The sequence below is a fragment of the Flavobacterium terrisoli genome, from assembly GCF_030167905.1.
GTDB classification, from domain to species: domain Bacteria; phylum Bacteroidota; class Bacteroidia; order Flavobacteriales; family Flavobacteriaceae; genus Flavobacterium; species Flavobacterium terrisoli.
Genome location: NZ_JARGNA010000003.1, coordinates 370,829 through 391,245, shown reverse-complemented (window position 1 = coordinate 391,245; position 20,417 = coordinate 370,829). Strand labels below are relative to the sequence as shown.

Genomic DNA, 20,417 nt, shown 5'->3' with positions numbered 1-20,417 from the left:
ATAATAACAAATCAATTAGAACAATGAAAATAAAATTTAGTATTCTTTGCTTACTTGTTATGGGATTGACAAGTGGCATAGCACAAACCAAGAAAAAAACAGCCGCTGCGGACAGCAAACCTTCAACAAGCAGTACTACAGAAGGAATTTTTGCCAAAATTGATACTGACAAAGGTGAAATCCTGATTCAGTTGGATTATAAAAGAACCCCAATTACCGTTGCCAATTTTATCTCTCTGGCAGAAGGAACAAATGCTTCTGTTGTTGATGCTAATTTAAAAGGAAAGCCTTTTTATGACGGATTAAAATTCCACAGGGTAATTGCCGACTTTATGATTCAGGGTGGTGATCCTGCCGGAAATGGTTCAGGTGGCCCGGGTTATGCTTTTAAAGATGAATTCACTGATGCCGTTTTTAACAAAGCCGGTATTTTGGCTATGGCCAATTCAGGACCAAAAACCAATGGTTCCCAATTTTTCATCACACATAAAGAAACTTCTTGGTTAAACGGAAAGCACACCATCTTTGGTTATGTAACCAAAGGTCAGGATGTCGTAAATGCTATCAAACAAGATGATATCATCAAGAAAATAACCATCAACAGAATTGGTGCTGAAGCCAAAAAATTTGATGCTGCCAAAACTTTTGCAGACTATATGGCCAACAAAGCCGGTGATGATGCTAAAGAAGCTGCTGCTCTTGCAGAAAGCAGAAAAAAACAAGCGGAAGCTGAAGCGGCAAAACAAGCTGAATACAAAGCAAAATATGCTCCGGTATTCGCTGCAAAAGCAAAATATTTTACTGAGACAAAACCAACTTGTACCGAAACACCAACAGGAGTAAGATACAAAATCATCCAAAAAGGAACTGATAAAAAACCAGCTGATGGAACAAACGTTTATATCAATTATGCCGGTTATTTAGAAGACGGAACACTATTTGACAGCAGCTATGAAAGCGTAAACAAAGAGTGTGGGAAATTTGATGAAAACAGAGCCAAACAAAACGGTTACCAACCTTTCCCTTTCCCTTATGGCAAAAAAGATGGTTTGATTGCCGGATTTATTGAAGGATTGAGTTTCATGAACTTTGGAGACAAAGCATTGGTTTTCATTCCAGCTAAATTGGCTTGGGCTGAAAGAGGTGCAGGAAGTGCTATTCCGCCAAATTCAAATGTTATTTTCGAAATTGAAATGTTAGAAACTGCTCCGACTAAATAATTTTCAATGTACATTATATAAAAAAAGAGTCCCAAATTTGGGACTCTTTTTTTATTCTTTTTTGTTCATAAACAGATAATACACCGGGATTCCTAAGGCGACAATGACCAAACCTAATCCTGTGTTTACGGTATCGTAAATCAATAAGGCCACACAAATGGCTGCAGTCAGAATGATATACAACGCAGGAATGATTGGGTAACCAAAAGCCCTGTAGGGTCTTTCCGCATCGGGTTCTTTCTTTCTCAGGATAAAAATACCATAGGTTGTCAGCATATAGAATAACAACGAAGCAAAAGTAGCATAGGTCAACAAATCACCATACTTCCCGGAAATACAAAGCAAACAAGCCCAAATACATTGGAACCAAAGCGCTTTTTCAGGCACGTCGTTTTTATTCAATTCACCTGCTTTTTTAAAGAACAAACCTTCTTTTGACATCGCATAGAATACTCTTCCTCCGGCCAAAACCAATCCGCTGTTACAGCCAAAAGTTGAAACCATAATCAATCCGGCCATCACAAAAACACCGATGTTTCCGAGTATCATATTGGCGGCAGCTGCACCTACTCTATCCTGAGCTGCAAACATGATTCCGTTGTCAAAAACAGCAATGGCATCCGGCGTTCCTTTCATCGGCAACAAAGCCAGATAGGCAATATTGGCCATAATATAAATGATGGTCACGATTAAGGTTCCAAGGAATAAACTACGCGGTATGTTCTTTTTGGGTTCCTTAATTTCACCAGCAATAAAAGTCACATTGTTCCAGGCATCACTCGAAAATAAGGAGTTAATAATCGTGGCGCCCATCGCACCAAGTAGCGCCACTCCGGTAAGTTGTGTCACTGTAATTGAACCATCAGGATTCAACACCGTTTTGGAGGCTTCCCACATATTGGTAAAATTATCGGACAACACATTGGTTTTCATTCCAACATACAAGCCCAAAACAATCAAGGCAAAAAGCGCGGTTAGCTTTGCCAGGGTAAACATCAACTGGATGGTTTTTCCCGTTTTGATGCCTTTGGTATTGATATAAGTGAGCAGAAGAATACTGGCCATCGCCAAAACCTGTTTGTTGGTAAAGGCATAACTTTCGCCAAGCGTAAAAAGTTTGGTCTCTAAAACCGGGAAGAAAACCGCGGTATAATTGGCAAAAGCAACAGCTACAGCGGCAATGGTTCCGGTTTGGATTACGGTGAAAACGGTCCAGCCATAAAGAAAGGAAGCGAGTTTACCATAAGCGCGTTGGATGTAAACAAATTGTCCGCCGGCATTGGGCATCATGCCTGCCAATTCGCCATAACTCAAAGCGGCCGACATGGTTAACAATCCGGTGACCAGCCAAATGACCAGCAACCAAGCTGCCGATCCGACATCGCGTGCCATGGCGGCAGTAACAATAAAAATACCGGAACCTATCATGGATCCGGCAACTATACTGGTGGCATTGAGTAATCCTAAAGAACGTTGTAATTGGTGTTTGGTTTCAGACATAAAGTTGGTTTTTATTCCGCTGCGCTCCATACAATTCGGCTGCGCCTCGGGTGTTGGTTGGTTAGTTTTTCAAATATAGTTAAAGTTTCTTCGCTTCTTCCCAAAACACATCCATCTCAGCAAGCGTCATATCGGCTAAAGGTTTGCCGAGTTCACCGGCTTTGCTTTCGAGATACATAAATCGCTTCATGAATTTTTTATTGGTGCGTTCTAAAGCGTCTTCGGGATTGACTTTTAGGAATCGGGCATAGTTTATCATCGAGAACAGAACATCGCCAAATTCACCTTCAATTTTATCCTGATTGCCTGCGTTGACCTCAACCTGAAGTTCATTCAATTCTTCCTGTACTTTATCCCAAACCTGATGCGGTTCTTCCCAGTCGAAGCCTACGCCTTTTACTTTGTCCTGAATTCGACTGGCTTTAACCAAAGCCGGTAAGCTTTTCGGAACGCCTTCGAGTACCGATTTTTTGCCTTCTTTGAGTTTGAGTTTTTCCCAGTTTTGCTTCACTTCTTCTTCATCGGCTACGACTACATCGCCATAAATATGCGGATGACGGTCGATTAACTTATCACAAATGCTGTTCGCCACATCGGCAATGTCAAAGTCATTGGTTTCGCTTCCTATTTTGGCATAAAAAACAATGTGAAGCAACAGGTCGCCCAACTCTTTTTTAATCTCCTGCAAATCATTATCCAGAATAGCGTCGCCCAATTCATAGGTTTCCTCAATGGTCAGATGACGAAGGCTTTCGAGGGTTTGCTTTTTGTCCCAGGGACATTTTTCGCGCAAATCATCCATGATATCCAGTAATCGGTTGAAAGCTTCGAGTTGTTGTTGGCGCGTGTTCATAAAGTGTGATTTGTTATTTCGTACAGTTCGGCCTAAAGGCCTCGAGTGTAAAAATAAAAAATCCTATCATTGAATTTCAACAATAGGATTTGTATTTATAAAGAAGTAATTAACTATTCTTCTTTCTTAGTTGCTTTTTTGGGTGCTTTCTTTGCCTTTACCTCTTCAACCACTTCTTCCTTAATGGTTTCAGCGTTTTCCACTTTTGGTTCTTCTTTTGAAACCAAACCTTTAGCCTGAAGAAGATTATACCAGTTCAATACTTTTTTAATATCAGAAGCATACACTCTTTCCTCATCATAATCAGGTAGAATTTCTTTGAAGTAGGCAATCAGCTTGTGGTTATCTTCTTTGTGAGAAATCGCCGGACCTTCATTTTCTTTGATGGCTATCGCTCTCATAATGTCGGCTAACGGTTTTTCTTCGCTATAAGTATACATCGAAATTTCTGAAAGCAAACTCACATTACTTCTCATTCCTACGGTGATTTTTTTTCCGTCTAAAAGTGATTCTGCTAAAAACCCGGAACGAGTTTGCACTTTCAATTCATATAAACCCGGTTTTCCGGCAATAGCTAATATTTTCTCTACGTTCATTGTCTTAATTTAATTTAGGGCACAAATATATTTAAATGTTTATTTCTCAAATGTTAATTATCTGCCTTTTTTATTGGCAAATTTCATTCTGTAATCAGGAAAGGCTTTGCCGTCCATGATGTTTTGCAATTTTTTCTTAATCAGTGTTTTTTTCAAAGTCGAAATTTTATCGGTAAACAAAATCCCTTCGATATGGTCATACTCGTGTTGGATTACGCGGGCAATCAATCCGTCAAACACTTCTGTTTTCTTGTTGAAATCTTCGTCACAGTATTCAATCGTGATTCTTTCGTTGCGGTATACATCTTCACGAACATCAGGAATGCTCAAACAACCTTCGTTAAAACCCCATTCTTCGCCTTCTTCCTTCAGCATTTTGGCATTGATAAAAGTTCTTTTGAAGTTTTTCAACAGTGTCTGTTCTTCTTTACTCAAATCATCGCTGTCGCTAAATGGTTCGGTATCGATGACAAACAATCGGATAGCCATACCAACTTGTGGCGCGGCCAATCCTACACCATAAGCATTGTACATGGTGTCGTACATATTGGCAATAACCTCTTTTAAATTCGGATAATCCGGAGTAATTTCCTCTCCAACTTTTCTTAAAACAGGTTCACCGTATCCGTAAATGGGAATAATCATTTCTGAATTTTTTTTGCAAAAATAAGCAATTTATATCATTTTCCTTGTCAAATAATCCTGAAGCAAAATCGTTGCGGCTATTTCATCCACCAAAGCTTTATTCTGCCTTTGCTTCTTTGACAAACCGCTGTCAATCATCGTTTGGAAAGCCATTTTAGAAGTAAAGCGCTCGTCTACTCTTTCCACTTTCATTTCGGGGAAAGCAACAGTAAAATCGGCAACAAATTTCTCAATAATTGGTGTGCTTTCCGATGGCTGACCGTTCATTTGCTTGGGTTCGCCAATCAATACTTTAGCCACATTTTCTTTCGAGAAATAAGCCGCAAGAAAAGCAATCGCTGTTTCAGAAGGAATTGTTGTCAAACCCGAAGCAATGATTTGCAACTCGTCGGTGACCGCAATTCCGGTGCGTTTCATTCCATAATCGATAGCGAGAATTCTTGGCATTTGGTATTATTTTGATGGCTCAAATGTAGCCAAAACTTCTGTTTTCCCTTTCTTAAATTTCAGGATATTGTCTTTTAAAATGTAACGATCTACTTTTTCAAGCATGGTTGAGAAACGAGTTTCCAAATCCATGTTAGGACAAGCCATTTTGGTCATTCCAACAGTCGTAAAAGACAAGGCAAAAGCCGATGGCATCACATAATTCCCCATCATATTATTACAGCCGGCAAATGCAGCAAATCTGCCGTCGGAAGAATTCAGCTTGATAAAGTATTCTTTCTTTCCTTTGTGCGTCACCACTTTTCCGTTTAAGGTAATCAGTTTCCACTTGGTTTCTGCCAAAGTCGCTTTGCCAATCGCCGGATTTACTTTTTTAATGACCGTTTGGGCTTCAATCCTGCTGTTCAAATCAACTGTCTCTTTGTGTTCGGTTGTCGTTTCAATGGCTGCATTAGTAGTTGGTTGTTTGGCCAATACATATTGAGCGGCTAAATTACCTGTAATTTTTTCTCCTGTTAAAGTCAATTGAGTCAAGGTATTCTCACCCACAAAATATTGATTTGGTCCATTTTTCACATCATCAAGAACAATTGTGTTTCCGGCTTTGTTCCAGGAAAAACTTCCTTTTTGCTCAAATATCTTATCGCCTTTCCCTTGGTACAACGTTTTGACATTATAGGTATTGTTTTCATTGATACAGATGGTTGTTTCCAAACCTTCACAATCGGCACAAGGCAAAATGCCCTTATAGGTTCCAATATAATCCAGCGAATTTTTGGCATTATGTGCGGCAACATTGTTCAACGAATCTACTTTGGCAATAGAATCCTGGGCCGTTGCCTTATCATTAGTTTGTTTTTGACAGCTTATAAAAAAGCTTAACAATAGGGTGAAAAGTAAAAGTTTTGCCTTCATAAGTTTAGAGAGTCACCATGTTAAATTGGTCAAGACAAACTTACTTATTCTACCAACTCACAGCAGGATTTTAACATTTCTTTGATATACTATTCCAACAAACAAATGCTTTGCTACTTTATAAAATGAAACTATCTTTGTGACAAATTTAAAAACCATGACAGCACTACAAAATACTATTGAAAAAGCCTGGGACAACCGCGCTTTATTACAAGAAGAAACGACTACCAATGCCATTAGGGAAGTTATCGCTTTATTAGACGCCGGAACTTTACGTGTGGCCGAACCAACAACCGATGGTTGGCAAGTAAACGAATGGGTAAAGAAAGCCGTAGTGATGTATTTTCCAATCCAAAAAATGGAAACCTGGGAAGCCGGAATTTTTGAATACCACGACAAAATGCTACTAAAAACCGGTTATGCCGAAAAAGGCATCCGCGTGGTGCCACCGGCCACAGCCCGTTATGGCGCTTATATTTCTAAAGGTGTGATTTTAATGCCAAGTTATGTCAACATCGGTGCTTATGTTGATGAAGGAACGATGGTTGATACCTGGGCGACGGTTGGAAGTTGTGCCCAAATCGGGAAAGATGTTCACCTTTCGGGTGGTGTTGGAATCGGCGGTGTTTTAGAACCGTTACAAGCCGCTCCGGTTATTATTGAAGACGGCGCTTTTATCGGTTCAAGATGTATTGTGGTAGAAGGTGTTCATGTTGGTAAGGAAGCTGTACTTGGTGCGAATGTGTGTTTGACCGCTTCTACTAAAATTATTGATGTTACCGGTGATGAACCAAAAGAATACAAAGGATTTGTTCCTGCGCGTTCGGTAGTCATTCCTGGAAGTTATACTAAATCATTTGCTGCCGGCGATTACCAAGTACCGTGTGCCTTAATCATTGGAACCCGTAAACCTTCAACCGATTTGAAAACGTCACTTAACAATGCGTTGAGAGAATATGACGTTGCGGTTTAATCCTTAATATTGACAGATGAAAGTACTGGTAATTCAAATCAAGATGATTGGCGACGTGTTGGCCAGTACTGTCATTTGTGAGACCATCAAAAGGAACCATCCCGAAGCCGAAGTGCATTATCTGATTCAGAAAAATACTTTTGCCGTAGTCGATAACAATCCGTTTATTGACAAGGTGATTTTCTTTGAACCCGAGGAACACAAAGGTTTTAGGAATCTGTACCAATTTGGTCAGGAACTCAAAAAAGACCATTACGATATTGTCATTGATGCGTATTGTAAATGGGACAGTATTCTGCCGGCTTATTTTTCGGGTGCCAAAACTATTGTTGGGCATTACAAATGGTACACGACATTTTTCTACACCAAAACCGTAGTTCCCGATGCCGACTGCAATGCGACGGCGAATGCGTATCGATTGTTGCTTTCCAAAACCGCTTTGGGTAAGGAAGTGGAAATGATTTATCCGCAGATTCATTTGCGACAAGAAGAAATTGACAAAGCCAAAGCAGACATCAAGGCCAATTGCGATACTTCAAAACCGATTTTTATGATTGGGATTCTCGGCAGTGGAAAGAACAAAAGTTTGCCACCAAAATATATGGCGGAAACGTTGGACATTATTGCCAATGCTAAAGACGTTCAGCTGCTTTTCAATTATATGCCCAATCAGTTGGAAGAAGTCAAAGCGATTTATGATTTGTGTGCCAAATCTACTCAGGAGAAAATCAACTTAGATTTTTATGCCAAAAGCTTAAGGGATTTTATTGCGCTTCAATCGCAATGTGATGCTTTGATTGGTAACGAAGGCGGCGCGACCAATATGGCGAAAGCCCTAAACATCCCAACTTTTACGATTTACGCGCCGTGGATCAACCGAACTTCGTGGAATATCAAGGAAGAAACCGGTTTCTATGACATCGTTCACCTGAGCGATTATGAGCCGGAATTGTATCAAAAACATGCCAAAAACTACAAAGCACTGGCCTTTGAATGGTACGAAAAATTAAAACCGGAATTGTTTGCTGAAAAATTGATTGCTTTTGTAAACCGAATTACGAAGTAAACTTATCCAAATACCATTGTACTTGTTGCTCCAAACCTTTTTTGAAGGTGACTTTGGGTTCGTAGCCCAATAGTTTTCGGGCTTTATCAATCACCGCAGAAGTTCGTTCCTGATCACCTTTACGCGCCGGTTTGTGGTCGATAATCAAGGTTTTGTTCATGATTTGTTCCACCAAATTGATGCCTTCCTGTGTAGTATGCACTTCGTCTGTACCTAAATTGATGATTTCTCCATTCACGATGTCTTCTTTGCCAATGATAGCGGATAATCCATCCACAATATCACCCACGAAAGTAAAACTTCTTTCATGCTTTACGCTGCCTTCAAAAAGTGGAAAAGGCTTGTCGGCATAAAGGTTTTCAATCAGTTTGGTGTATAATTTTTCCGGACGTTCTCTTGGTCCGTAAACGGAATACAATCGAATCGAACAGGCATTTAATTTGCCCAAGCGTTGCAAACCTAAAACCAATTGTTCTGCGGCCAATTTGGTACTGCCGTAAAAAGAAATCGGTTTGGCCGGAACGTTTTCATCAACATTGGCCACCAATCCATAAACGGAAGACGTTGCAATATTGACAAAGGATTTCAGTTTCGGATTGTATTTTTGAACGGCATCGAGTAGATTTTGCGTCGCAAAAATATTATTGGTCACATAATCGCTCAAAGGTGTTTCGGCAGAAATTCCGGGTTGTGCCGCTAAGTGATAGATATAATCATAAGGTCTTTCAAAAACCGAAGTCAAATCGTCATTCAAATCAATTTCGAAGACTGCAATGCCTTTGGCTTTCAAATCGGAAGCATTTAAACGTTTTAGCGCCGGACTGTAATAATCATTGAAATTATCCAATCCAACCACTTCATGTCCTAAATCATGCAGTTTTTCACAAAGATGTGACGCAATAAAACCTGCTGCTCCGGTGACTAATATCCTCATGAACTATTGATTCTCTTTTTTGATACCAAAAGGTGTCCAAACTATTTTTTTGTCTTTTACTTCTTTTCGAATCGCCAAGTTGGCTGCCAAAGACTCGGGCGTTTTGTAACCTCTTGGGTGATCTAAATGTAAAACTATGGCTTTGTGGCGGATTTGTTTTCCTTTGATACCATTATTTTCCAAACGTTCCCCAAATTCCCTATCCGGACCGCCGTATTTCATGCGTTCGTCATAACCGTTAATTGCAATCATATCTTCCCTGAATCCCGAAGAATTACAGTTGTTGAATGACGCATTGGTTGGTGAAAAGAAATCTAAAATATTAGCCGATAAATCAGTGGCACCGATTTTCAGTTTGTTGGAAAGGTTCAATTTGTCAATGCTTTTTAGCCATTTCAAATTAAAACATCTTCCTGATAATATATCGTCTTTGGAAATTTCCGAACTCAGTTTCATCGATAATTTGCAGTAACCACCGGAAAGGAATCTTCCTTTTTCAGCATATTTCGCATGGATTTCGACAAAATCCTTTCTAGGAATACAATCACCATCGGTCATCAAAATGTACTCGTGAGACGCTTCCATAATCGCCACATTTAGGATTTCCTGACGGCGGTATCCTTCATCCGCGTGCCACAAATGACGCACCGGAACCGGATAATTTTTGGCATAACTATCAATCAATTCCTTGGTTGAAGGTCTTGATCCATCGTCGGCAATAATCAATTCAAAATCTTTGTAAGTCTGAACGCTGTAGCCAATCAATACTTTTTCCAACCATTCTTCGGCATTGTAAGTACTAACGATAACTGATATTTTCATATGGTGATAATTATGTTGCAAAGGTAATTATATTTTCAATTTATCAATCCCATTCTCGATTCGGATTACATTGTGCTTTCTATTATAACGTCGGATTTCCATGTTGTGCCTTATTTTTTCTTCATTGGCATAGCCCCGTGTATGATCCAAATGCAGGCAAATCGCACTATACCGAATCTGTTTAGACAACATTCCGTTGTTGAACATTCTTTCGCCCAATTCCCTATCCATGCCGCCATAATCCATTTCTTCGTTGAAACCGTTGACATCCAGAATATCTTGCTTGTAACCCGACGAATTGTGTCCGTTCCACGAGCGTTTGGTTGGCGTAAGCCAATTCATAAAAGCCGCTATGTATCTGTTGTGTGTGAGTTTGGAAACTTTAAAATTGGCTTTCAGTCCTTGTTTGAGTAGCCAAGAAATCTCAAAACATTTTTGGCTTAAAATATCATCCTCCGAAATCGCAGTTGAAATACTCATCGGCAACTTAAAATAACCTCCGGAAAGAAAATAACCTTCCTGTTTTTCGTTGACATGGACGGCCACATAATCCTTTCGCGGAATGCAATCTCCATCGGTAAAAAGCAAATAATCGGAACTGGATTTTAATATGGCTTTGTTCAGGATTCTCGACTTTCGGAAACCTTTGTCTTCATGCCAAACATGCACAATCGGGTATTGGAATTGACCTTGGAAAGCGGCGATGACCTCAGCGGTTTTGGTTGTCGAACCATCATCAGCAATTACAACTTCAAAGTCTTTTTCGGTTTGAACAGTGAAGCCCAAAAGTACTTTGCGCAACCATTCTTCCGAGTTGTAAGTTGTAATAATAACTGATAATTTCATGTAAATATAAAAATGGAAATTACACTTTTTTGGGCAACATCCATCGGTTTTTTGGGATATTTTTTAAAGCAATATTGTTCGTAAAAGTAACCATTTGGCTTTTAGACTCAAACAAATTGATTATTTTTACCGAAATTTATTCGGCATATGTCTCTATCTGATTTCCTTTTAAATAAATTATCCCATTTCAATCGCTCTGCTCGTAAAAAAGAAGTCATCAATCGAATTCTTAAAAATCCCACTCAGGAAAATATCGATGTGATTAATTTGCATCGCTATGACCCGACGAACATTGGCGATTATTATTGTGGCGTTCACCATTATTTTGAACAATTAAAAGGCAAACACCTGGACATTTTTGATTACAAAAGAGATGAAGCTACGAGAGACAATTGGTTTGAGAAAATCACTAAAAACTCCTTAATCATAGGCGGTGGCGGATTGTTAAACCGCGAAGGTTTTGATTTGCAGATGAAAATGTTTGAGCAATTGGGCGACAAAGGAAAGAAAACCGTGCTTTGGGGATTAGGTCATAATGCAAAAGAAAAAAGCACTTACGGGAAAATCTCGAAATACAATGTCGATACTTCTAAATTCGGCTTGGTTGGCGTTCGCGATTATGGTATGAAAGAAGAATGGGTGCCGTGTGTGAGTTGCCTGCATCCGATATTTGACGAAAAGCACGAAGTGAAAAACGAAATCGGGATGATTTTCCACAAGAAAACGCTGAACGATAAAAGCGTTTTGAAGAAGTTTGAGCAATTTCCATCCACTGCCAACAATGCGGTTTTTGAAGATGTAGTGCAATTCATTGGCGAAACCGATACGATTTTGACCGACAGTTACCACGCCATGTATTGGTCGCTGATGTTGGGCAAAAAAGTCATGGTGTTTCCCAATTCTTCTAAGTTTTACAATTTCAAATACCAACCGGTGATTTCGACTTTCTCGAACTTTGAAGCCGATTTGAAGAAAGTACAATCCTATACCGGTGTTTTGGAAGACTGTCGCGAAACCAATTTGAAATTTGCCGAAAAAGCATTTGATTATTTAAACCTGTAAATATGTTCCATCACCTTTTAGTTACCCGTTTCAACCTTAGGAATCCGGAATGGGACGTAACCAAAAACAACGAAAAACTGCTCACCGACGATTGGATGGAAGAACGCATGTGGTTTTTCGAGAACTTCTGTTTTCCGGGCATCGTGGCACAAACCAACCAGGATTTTGAATGGTTGCTGTATTTTGATGTTACTACTCCGGAGAAATATAAAATCAGAATGACAGAGTTGATTCAAAACCAACCCAATTTCAAAGTGTTTTATATCGATGGAATGCCTGCGTTTTATGATGAGTTAAAAAATTACATCAAAGCCATTCCAAATCCTAAACCTTATCTCATCACGTCACGAATCGACAATGATGATGCGGTACACAAGGATTTTATCAACGAAATCCAGTTGCAGTTTAACCAACAGGAGTATCTGGTTTTGGATATTATCAAAGGCTATTCGCTGCAAATTCGACCAACGGTCATGTTGGGCAAAAAAGAGCACATTTTCAATCCGTTTATGAGTTTGATTGAAAAAAATGACGACCCGAAAACCATTTGGTTTTACCACCACAACATGTGGAAAAAGGAAACCCGCATCAAACAGGTCACCCATAAAAGATTGTGGATTGCAGTCATTCATGAAAAGAACAAAGTCAACAATTTCAACGGTTATGACAATGTAAAATGGGACAAACTTAAAGTTGATTTTATCCTTTCGGAAGAAGCCAATGAGCTAATCAAAAACGAATTGCTGCCACACAGCAAATGGCTGAAATTAAGCTGGAAAAACAAAATTATTGTCAAGTATAAAGTCATCAGCAAGAGTTTCAAAAGATTCTTTGGTGTTTACAAAATCAAATAAACCATGAGTGATATCAATGCAGAAGTACACAAAGCCTTTGAAGTCATCCAAAATGGCGGCATCATCCTCTATCCTACCGATACGGTATGGGGAATCGGCTGTGATGCTACCAATGTAGAAGCCGTGAAGAAAATCTACGCTTTGAAACAACGCGAAGAAACCAAAAGCATGATTGTCTTGATGAATGGCGAAAAAATGATGTACAATGTTTTCAAAGAAATCCCGGAAGTGGCTTGGCAAATTTTGGATTTATCCGAAAAACCAACGACCTTAATCCTGGACAATCCGAGAAATGTCGCCGCGAATATCATCGCAGAAGACAAAACCCTTGGCGTGCGTATCGTGAAAGAACCATTTTGTTTCAAATTGATGGAACGCATGAAAAGACCATTGGTTTCGACCTCAGCTAATATTTCAGGCATGTTTACGCCAAAATCTTTTAAAGAAATTAGCCCCGAAATTATAAATGGTGTGGACTATGTAGTAAATTTGCAGCACGAAAAAATCTGCGATAAACCATCCACGATTATCAAACTAACAAGCGATAGTCAGGTGAAAATTATTCGCAAATGATTTGATTTGAAAATTTGAAAATGAGATAATTTGAAAATTAATTATTGCATCTTCAAATCCTCAAATCCTCAAATCTTCAAATTAATGTATGAATTACAATAAAGCCTTAGACAACCCAATATTTAAAATTATAGCGCAGGCAAGTCAGGAACTTAACCTTGAAAGTTATGTGATTGGCGGCTTTGTGCGTGATTTTTTGTTGCAACGCGATTTCAAAAAAGACATTGATATCGTTGCTGTTGGTTCCGGGATTGATTTAGCGCTGAAAGTTTCCCAATTGTTGCCACACAAACCCAAAGTGCAGGTTTTCAAAAACTATGGTACGGCTATGCTGCGCTACAAGGAAATCGATATTGAATTTGTGGGCGCCCGAAAAGAAAGTTACACCCAAGACAGCCGAAATCCTTTAGTAGAAAACGGCACGTTGGAAGACGACCAAAATCGTCGTGACTTTACCATCAATGCGTTGGCTTTTTCTTTGAATGCTCATAATTATGGTGAATTGGTTGATCCTTTTGATGGTTTGACTGACATGAAAAACAAGCTCATCAAAACGCCTTTAAATCCGGATATTACCTATTCTGATGATCCGTTGCGAATGATGCGTGCGATTCGTTTTGCAACGCAATTGAACTTTACGATTGAAGCAAAATCTTTGCAGGCGATTGCCGATAACAAAGACCGTATCAAAATCATTTCTGGCGAGCGGATTGTGGACGAATTGAACAAAATTCTCTCAACTCCAAAACCATCGATTGGTTTTTTACATTTATACAAAACAGGCTTACTCGAGTTCATTCTGCCCGAATTGACAGCGCTCAACAACGTAGAGGAAATCGAAGGCCATACCCATAAAAACAACTTCTACCACACGCTGGAAGTTGTAGATAATATTTGCCCGAATACTGACGATGTTTGGTTGCGCTGGGCTGCTTTATTACACGACATTGGTAAAGCGCCGACGAAACGTTTCAATAAAAAACAAGGCTGGACGTTTCACGGACACGAATTCTTAGGAGGCAAAATGGTAAAGAAAATCTTTGAAAGATTGCACATGCCATTGAACCAAAAAATGAAATTCGTGCAGAAAATGGTGATGCTGAGTTCGCGCCCGATTGTATTGTCGGAAGATATTGTAACCGATTCGGCTGTGCGTCGATTAGTGTTTGATGCCGGAGAAGATGTAGACAATTTAATGACCCTTTGCGAAGCCGATATTACGACTAAGAATCCGGCCAAATTCAAAAAATACCACAACAATTTTGATATTGTGCGTCGCAAAATCATTGAGGTGGAAGAGCGCGATCATGTGCGTCAATTCCAACCGCCAATTTCAGGTGAGGAAATCATGGCGATGTTCAACTTACAGCCTTCAAGAGAAATTGGGGTTTTGAAAGAAGCGGTAAAAGAAGCAATACTCGAAGGCGAAATCCCGAATGAGTACCAAGCTGCGTATGATTTTGTTTTGGCGAAAGCCGAGAAAATGGGGTTGAAGAAAGTGGCTAACTAATTTGAAAATGAAGCAATTTGAAAATTTGAAAATGAATTAATAGATTATTATAATTTGTTTAAGGTAAAAAAGAATAAAAGCAATTTAAATTTGCCATTCAGGCACTCAGAAGCTCAGGCACTCAGAAACTAAAAGAATATGAAAAAAGACAAAGCCGTCATTTACTGGCTACTTTCCGGATGTGTTTTAGTGTTTATCATGGTGGTCGTTGGCGGTATTACCCGTTTGACCAACTCGGGTTTATCGATGACCGACTGGCATTTGGTAACCGATACTTTACCACCGTTGACTGAAGAAAAATGGCAGCAGGCTTTTGACGCTTACAAGCAATTTCCCGAGTACCAAAAAATCAATATCCATAACGATTTCCAATTAGAGGATTACAAATTCATTTATTTTTGGGAATGGTTCCACCGTTTTATCGGGCGTATTATTGGGTTGGTTTTTATTGTGCCTTTCTTATATTTTTTACTCAAAAAGAGGATCGACAAACCAACATTGAACAAATGTTTTGTCCTGCTTGGAATGGGTGCGTTGCAAGGTTTCTTTGGCTGGTTTATGGTCAAAAGCGGATTGGTTGACAATCCCGATGTGAGTCATTTCAGATTAGCGCTGCACTTGACCTTTGCCTTTATCACCTTTGCTTACACGCTTTGGGTGGCTTTGGATTTAATTTATCCCGAAAGAAAGGAAGTCATTTTGCCGTTGAAAAAATTAGCGCAAATTACGATGTTTTTCCTAATCGCTCAAATTATTTACGGTGGTTTTGTCGCCGGATTAAATGCAGGATTAATTCACAACCATTGGCCGCTGATGAGTGACGGACAGTTTTTTCATGAGAGCATTGCTTTGGAAAAAGACAGTTGGTTACTCCGTTTTACCGAAGGCAAAAGCGGTGTACAATTTGTGCACCGAACGATGGCTTATGTCGTGGTTGGCTTGATTCTTTTCTTATATTTCAAAAGTAAAAAACATACGCTTTCTGCCCAACAACAAAACGGATTGAATGTCTTGGTTTTATTGGTGTTTGTCCAATTCGCCTTAGGGGTTTTCACTTTGTTGTATGCCGTTCCGCTTTGGTTGGGATTGACGCATCAAGTGATGGCTTTCTTCCTACTGACAGCGATGACTTATACCTTGCATAGGTTATCAAAATAATACGCTTCCTTAAATTGACATTCGGAAAGAAATTATTGTGTGAATTATGCAATTTTGAATAATAATTTTGCAAAGCCTATTTCCCTAAAAATGATGAAATTTATAGTGGACAAATTGTTAAAACAATAAGTCACATTAATTTAACCCACAATGACTTTCTTTATGTTAGGTGGAGAAATAAAAAAATGGGAGAAATTGCATTAGGAAATACTGCATCAATGAGTTATTTCCAAAAAAAAGTCCCGTCTGCTACCACAACCAGACGGGGCTTTTCTTTATACTTTTTTCTTCGCTTTAATCGAACAGCCTATCGCTTTCGTTAAATTCGGAGATGGTTCTTTTCCGCTTTGGAGAGCGGCAATCGCATTCTCAAGGTATTTTTCTTTTACGGCTGAAGCATCATCTGAATTGTCATCAATCGCGCCGATGTATTTTACCACTAAATTTTTGTCCAATAAAAACACATGCGGTGTTTTGGTCGCGCCATATTGCGGATAAATCTTTTGCCCTTCATCCACTAAATAAGGAAACGCAAATTTTTTCTCTTTGGCTTTGGCTTTCATCAATTCGTAAGTATCATCAGGCTGCACTTCAGGATCATTGGAATTGATAGCCAACAATACATAACCTTGCTTTTTGTATTTTTTGGCCAAATCGATAATACGATCTTCATACTTAATCGCAAACGGACAAGTGTTACAGGTGAAAACCACAATAAATCCTTTGGCGTCTTTGTAATCGGCCATGCTGTACATTTTTCCGTCAACGGATTTCAGTTTGAAATCGGCTGCCTTGTCTCCCGGATGGTAACCGCTATGGGCTGGCGTTTCGCCCATAAAAAAGCTACTGACGAAAACAATTAATAAGGGTAATACTTTCATGTGTTATTAATTTAGATTGATAAATGAGTTAACGTAGTCGTTGAGTTCGGTAAAACTGTCAAATTCCCTTTCGGCAAATGAGTGTTTTTTCCCTTGTATGATTAACGTCGCCGGAATGGAACCCGACCAGTCTTTGTCTATTTTTGGCAGCCACGAATTGTAATCCTTGTCGCTGAGCAGGATGACTTCTGCCGTGATTTTTTTTCTGTCGATAAATGGAAGGAGCTTTTTCTCTAAGTCTTTTTGGCTGTCGAGGCTGACCAAAATCACTTTTACTTTTTTGTTTTCGGCGTGGAGTTTTTCAAAATGCGGCAATTCCTTGATACACGGAGCACACCAAGTCGCCCAAAAATTAATCACATACACATTTTCATCTTCCTTGATTACCGCTTTTTCAAAGGCCTCAAACTTTTGATAAGACACCACTTTTTGCGCCAAAGCAGTATTGACGAAGGTCAGCGTGAAAAAGATGGACAAAGTGTAAAGTAACTTCATAGGAGAAAATTAAGTGTAACGAAGTTAGCGAGTTAGGGTTTAGCTTGTCATTTACTTAACAAAATTTTACCAACTTTAACATATCGCCATTCTGTAGGAAATAATTAGTATTTTAGCGGAACATATTAGCTGTTGATGTCTGATGGTTGTCATCCCAATGTGGTCTAAGAAGACAGATAGGGGTGATTTTATCATACTTATAGACTAGTTAGCGGTAATGCTAGACAAACATATATTAAAAATGAAAATCGATTTTGAGCTTTTAGTTAAAGTTATATTTCTAGAAATTTTCTATTCTGTTGTACTTTTTTTTGCTTCATTCTTGTTCCTCTGGGGATATTTTGGAGAAGGTGCTGGCTCAATGAGTCCAACGGCTTTGTTGTGGGGAAGAATATCAATCTACATAGTTTTATTTCCACCAATAATTTTTAATCTATATAAAAATTTTAAGGAGTTTAATACAAATTTTATCACATATTTACTAGCTGAAATAAGCATTCTTTTATTTTTTAGTTACTCATATTTTAAAGGTTTTATTGTAATATAAAAGTACTACCGTTAACAGCGGTTTAGCACAATAGCTAGTTTGTCTTTTGCTTCGCACCGTTCGGCCTTTGCCTCGGGTCTTGGAAATACTCTGAACTTCAGCATTTCTTATTATATTTTTCTTTAACTTGCCGGCACTGCGCGAAGCCGCGGAACGTAAGCAAAAAGCATTTTACGAGTCGCTTTTCATAAGAAACATCATAAATGAGAAAACTAATCTTTACATATTTACTTTTTCAAACTGGAATTTGTTTTGGACAAAACGTCAAGTTAGAAATTAGTGATTATCACCGTAAAATTGATGATAAAGTCTATGCAACTTATCAATTAGTTAATGCCAGTTATAGTTATTCTCGAGCAACAATCGTGTTTTTAACTAACAAAGCAACTTTATTTGACTTATCTGAAAAATTGCAAAATCTATTAAGGCCTAAACAAGAATATACAGATATTTGGATTTTAGGAATCGAGAATTTCGATTCGAAAAACGTTACAGAAACTGATAAAAAGATAATTGATTTATTTCTTCAAAATATTATAAAATACAGAGCAGACAATAGTTTACCTGAATATACTTTTGAAAGACTAAATACAGATAAAATCTTTATTGAGAGAAGTGATGAAGTTTGCAAATACATGATATGTAAAAGCAAATAGTAACACCTTCTACTAACAGCCGTTTGGGGTAATAACTGGTTTTGTCTTTTGCTTCGCACCGTTCGGCCTTTGGCCGCGGGTCTTGGAAAATACGCTGAATTTTACAATTTCTTATAATATTTTTTGCTAACTTTCCGCAACAGTACCAATCCGCGGAACGTTATACATCATTTTAACAGAAACCCAATTCAAACAGAAACTACCAAATTACCATGAAAATTTCCCCGATTATAGAAGCAGATGAACTTTTGAAAATATATAAAAATTCAGATGTGCTAATTTTCGATGTGAGCAACAGTAAAAATGCAAAATCGGATTATGAACGGGAGCATTTAGAAGGTGCCATTTTTGTTGACTTAAATTCTCAACTCGCAGACATAAAAAGTGACTTTTCGAATGGCGGAAGGCATCCTTTACCACAAATTGAAAGTTTTGCTAAAACCCTGACAGAGCTTGGAATTTCTAAAGATAGCCACATTGTGATTTATGATGACAAAAATGGTTCAAACGCCGCTGCCAGATTTTGGTGGATGCTAAAATCAGTCGGGCACAAAAAAGTTCAAGTGCTTAACGGTGGCAAAAATGAAGCTAAAAATCATCATTTCCCATTAAGTTCAAAAACAGAAGTTATTAAACAAAACTCTCAACCATACCAGGTTGTTAAATGGGAATTACCAACAATAGAAATTAACGAAGTAGAAAAAATATCTCAGGACAAAAGTCATATCGTAGTAGATGTTAGAGATACAGAACGCTATGATGGCATAACTGAACCTATTGATTTAATTGCCGGGCATATTCCGGGAGCGATAAACATTCCTTTTACAGAAAATTTAGACCCTAATGGGCTATTCCTAAAACCAAATGAGCTGCAATTAAAATACGAGGCCAAGTTTGGAAAAACGAAACCGGAAAATATTATCATTCATTGTGGTTCGGGTGTAACAGCTTGTCATACATTATTAGCATTAGCATACGCTGAAATGGAAATGCCAAAACTTTATGTCGGTTCCTGGAGTGAATGGAGTAGAAACAATAAAAAGATAGAAAAAACGAACGCCTGACATAACCGTTAGGTTTGCCAAAACTATTAAACATATTAAAACATGAAAATCTCAGCTTCCATCAAAAGCAGTTTTAACCAACACGACATCCTGGTTCAGACCAATAATGATGCGAAAGGAATAAGCATTGCCCCAAAAGCATCCGGTTTTGGTTCTTCGGTCAATGGCGGAGAACTGCTACTGTTGTCGCTGGCCACCTGTTTCTGCAATGACATTTACAGGGAAGCCGCCAAGCGAAATTTGCAGCTAACCGATGTGGAAGTGGTCTGCCATGGCGAATTTGGCGCCGAAGGGGAAACCGGTTCCAATTTCACCTATACCGTAAACATCATTTCGGAGGCGCCGCAGCGCGAAATCGAGGACTTGATACAATACACCGACAATATTGCGGAAGTACACAACACGCTGAGAAAAGGAATTAATATTACACTAACCTCTTAATCTGCCATAAAAAAATGCAAAATAGGATTGCCCTCGATCAATTGGAAAAAGAAAAAACAGCCTTACAGGAAAAGCTAAACCACCTGAAAAAAACAAAATTTAAGTTCCTAATCAAACCCATTCTCATTTATCCCATAGCGACTTTGGTGATTCCATTCATCCCGTTGAGAGGTAAGGGCCAAAATCTGGTCAGTATAATGGGCACCGAAAAAAGCATTTTATTTATTGGCAGTATATTTTCAGCCGTATTAATATGGGGGTTAATTGTCAAACGCAACGAATATAAAGCGGAGTTATTTGATGTAGAAACTGAAATTGAACTTATTAATTCCAGAATTGCAAAATTAAAAGAATAGGCC

Annotated in this window: 24 protein-coding genes; 13 read left to right on the top strand and 11 right to left on the bottom strand. The window is 38.7% G+C overall.

Annotated features, from left to right (window positions below):
* Positions 1-23 precede the first annotated feature (23 nt).
* The gene (locus P1K33_RS05805) at positions 24-1,220 is read left to right on the top strand and encodes a peptidylprolyl isomerase (protein ID WP_284651956.1); all 1,197 of its coding nucleotides are present in this window, start codon (positions 24-26) and stop codon (positions 1,218-1,220) included.
* 51 nt (positions 1,221-1,271) lie between these two features.
* Here P1K33_RS05805 and P1K33_RS05800 read toward each other — a convergent pair whose 3' ends face one another.
* The 6 genes from P1K33_RS05800 to P1K33_RS05775 all read right to left on the bottom strand — a co-directional run bounded on the left by P1K33_RS05800 (position 1,272) and on the right by P1K33_RS05775 (position 6,176).
* Complete coding sequence (locus tag P1K33_RS05800; RefSeq protein WP_284651954.1) at positions 1,272-2,720, bottom strand: APC family permease; 1,449 nt, start codon at positions 2,718-2,720, stop codon at positions 1,272-1,274.
* Positions 2,721-2,799: 79 nt separating this feature from the next.
* Positions 2,800-3,573, bottom strand: a complete 774-nt coding sequence (gene mazG, locus P1K33_RS05795) for a nucleoside triphosphate pyrophosphohydrolase (RefSeq protein WP_284651953.1) — start codon at positions 3,571-3,573, stop codon at positions 2,800-2,802.
* A 113-nt stretch (positions 3,574-3,686) separates the two neighbouring features.
* Entirely contained in the window at positions 3,687-4,169 is a 483-nt protein-coding gene (locus tag P1K33_RS05790; protein ID WP_284651952.1) for a DUF5606 family protein, read from the bottom strand.
* A gap of 57 nt (positions 4,170-4,226) precedes the next feature.
* Positions 4,227-4,814 (bottom strand): peptide deformylase, encoded by a 588-nt coding sequence (gene def / locus P1K33_RS05785; protein ID WP_284651951.1) that lies wholly within the window; start codon positions 4,812-4,814, stop codon positions 4,227-4,229.
* A gap of 30 nt (positions 4,815-4,844) precedes the next feature.
* Positions 4,845-5,261, bottom strand: coding sequence for a Holliday junction resolvase RuvX (ruvX, locus tag P1K33_RS05780; protein ID WP_284651950.1), 417 nt, complete (start codon positions 5,259-5,261; stop codon positions 4,845-4,847).
* A 6-nt stretch (positions 5,262-5,267) separates the two neighbouring features.
* Entirely contained in the window at positions 5,268-6,176 is a 909-nt protein-coding gene (locus P1K33_RS05775; RefSeq protein ID WP_284651949.1) for a copper resistance protein NlpE N-terminal domain-containing protein, read from the bottom strand.
* Positions 6,177-6,333: 157 nt separating this feature from the next.
* Between P1K33_RS05775 and P1K33_RS05770 the strand changes: the two genes are divergently transcribed.
* Both P1K33_RS05770 and P1K33_RS05765 read left to right on the top strand, forming a co-directional pair.
* Complete coding sequence (locus tag P1K33_RS05770) at positions 6,334-7,149, top strand: 2,3,4,5-tetrahydropyridine-2,6-dicarboxylate N-succinyltransferase (RefSeq protein ID WP_284651948.1); 816 nt, start codon at positions 6,334-6,336, stop codon at positions 7,147-7,149.
* Positions 7,150-7,165: 16 nt separating this feature from the next.
* Positions 7,166-8,215, top strand: a complete 1,050-nt coding sequence (locus tag P1K33_RS05765; protein ID WP_284651947.1) for a glycosyltransferase family 9 protein — start codon at positions 7,166-7,168, stop codon at positions 8,213-8,215.
* Here P1K33_RS05765 and P1K33_RS05760 read toward each other — a convergent pair.
* From P1K33_RS05760 to P1K33_RS05750, 3 genes are read right to left on the bottom strand one after another with little or no spacing between them, the layout of a single operon-like run.
* A complete protein-coding gene (locus P1K33_RS05760; RefSeq protein WP_284651946.1) occupies positions 8,205-9,149 on the bottom strand; it encodes an NAD-dependent epimerase/dehydratase family protein in 945 nt (314 codons plus the stop codon). The genes P1K33_RS05765 and P1K33_RS05760 overlap by 11 nt on opposite strands.
* A 3-nt stretch (positions 9,150-9,152) precedes the next feature.
* Entirely contained in the window at positions 9,153-9,971 is an 819-nt protein-coding gene (locus P1K33_RS05755) for a glycosyltransferase family 2 protein (protein ID WP_284651944.1), read from the bottom strand.
* A 27-nt stretch (positions 9,972-9,998) separates the two neighbouring features.
* Entirely contained in the window at positions 9,999-10,817 is an 819-nt protein-coding gene (locus P1K33_RS05750; protein ID WP_284651943.1) for a glycosyltransferase family 2 protein, read from the bottom strand.
* 147 nt (positions 10,818-10,964) lie between these two features.
* On the opposite strand from P1K33_RS05750, the gene P1K33_RS05745 reads away from it, so the two are divergent.
* The 5 genes from P1K33_RS05745 (at position 10,965) to P1K33_RS05725 (ending at position 15,974) form a co-directional block, all read left to right on the top strand.
* Positions 10,965-11,879 carry a polysaccharide pyruvyl transferase family protein gene (locus tag P1K33_RS05745; protein ID WP_284651941.1) on the top strand — a complete coding sequence of 305 codons (915 nt, stop codon included), beginning with the start codon at positions 10,965-10,967 and terminating at the stop codon, positions 11,877-11,879.
* A gap of 2 nt (positions 11,880-11,881) precedes the next feature.
* On the top strand, positions 11,882-12,733 hold the full coding sequence (locus P1K33_RS05740; RefSeq protein WP_284651940.1) for a glycosyltransferase: 852 nt from the start codon (positions 11,882-11,884) through the stop codon (positions 12,731-12,733).
* Positions 12,734-12,736: 3 nt separating this feature from the next.
* Entirely contained in the window at positions 12,737-13,306 is a 570-nt protein-coding gene (locus tag P1K33_RS05735) for an L-threonylcarbamoyladenylate synthase (protein WP_284651939.1), read from the top strand.
* A gap of 88 nt (positions 13,307-13,394) precedes the next feature.
* Entirely contained in the window at positions 13,395-14,816 is a 1,422-nt protein-coding gene (locus tag P1K33_RS05730) for a CCA tRNA nucleotidyltransferase (protein ID WP_284651938.1), read from the top strand.
* 138 nt (positions 14,817-14,954) lie between these two features.
* Positions 14,955-15,974, top strand: a complete 1,020-nt coding sequence (locus P1K33_RS05725; protein ID WP_284651937.1) for a COX15/CtaA family protein — start codon at positions 14,955-14,957, stop codon at positions 15,972-15,974.
* A gap of 275 nt (positions 15,975-16,249) precedes the next feature.
* Here the strand turns inward: P1K33_RS05725 and P1K33_RS05720 are convergent, their stop codons facing one another.
* Both P1K33_RS05720 and P1K33_RS05715 read right to left on the bottom strand, forming a co-directional pair.
* Entirely contained in the window at positions 16,250-16,855 is a 606-nt protein-coding gene (locus P1K33_RS05720) for a thioredoxin family protein (RefSeq protein WP_284651936.1), read from the bottom strand.
* Between the two features lie 6 nt (positions 16,856-16,861).
* Positions 16,862-17,350 carry a TlpA family protein disulfide reductase gene (locus P1K33_RS05715; protein WP_284651935.1) on the bottom strand — a complete coding sequence of 163 codons (489 nt, stop codon included), beginning with the start codon at positions 17,348-17,350 and terminating at the stop codon, positions 16,862-16,864.
* A 241-nt stretch (positions 17,351-17,591) separates the two neighbouring features.
* Between P1K33_RS05715 and P1K33_RS05710 the strand changes: the two genes are divergently transcribed.
* From P1K33_RS05710 to P1K33_RS05690, 5 genes are all read left to right on the top strand, one after another.
* The gene (locus P1K33_RS05710; protein ID WP_284651934.1) at positions 17,592-17,897 is read left to right on the top strand and encodes a hypothetical protein; all 306 of its coding nucleotides are present in this window, start codon (positions 17,592-17,594) and stop codon (positions 17,895-17,897) included.
* Between the two features lie 203 nt (positions 17,898-18,100).
* Entirely contained in the window at positions 18,101-18,553 is a 453-nt protein-coding gene (locus P1K33_RS05705) for a hypothetical protein (protein WP_284651933.1), read from the top strand.
* A gap of 212 nt (positions 18,554-18,765) precedes the next feature.
* Positions 18,766-19,617 carry a sulfurtransferase gene (locus P1K33_RS05700; protein ID WP_284651932.1) on the top strand — a complete coding sequence of 284 codons (852 nt, stop codon included), beginning with the start codon at positions 18,766-18,768 and terminating at the stop codon, positions 19,615-19,617.
* Positions 19,618-19,659: 42 nt separating this feature from the next.
* Positions 19,660-20,058: an OsmC family protein gene (locus P1K33_RS05695; protein WP_284651931.1), complete on the top strand. Its 399-nt coding sequence runs from the start codon at positions 19,660-19,662 to the stop codon at positions 20,056-20,058.
* A 14-nt stretch (positions 20,059-20,072) separates the two neighbouring features.
* Positions 20,073-20,414 (top strand): hypothetical protein, encoded by a 342-nt coding sequence (locus P1K33_RS05690; RefSeq protein ID WP_284651930.1) that lies wholly within the window; start codon positions 20,073-20,075, stop codon positions 20,412-20,414.
* The last annotated feature ends 3 nt before the right edge of the window (positions 20,415-20,417 follow it).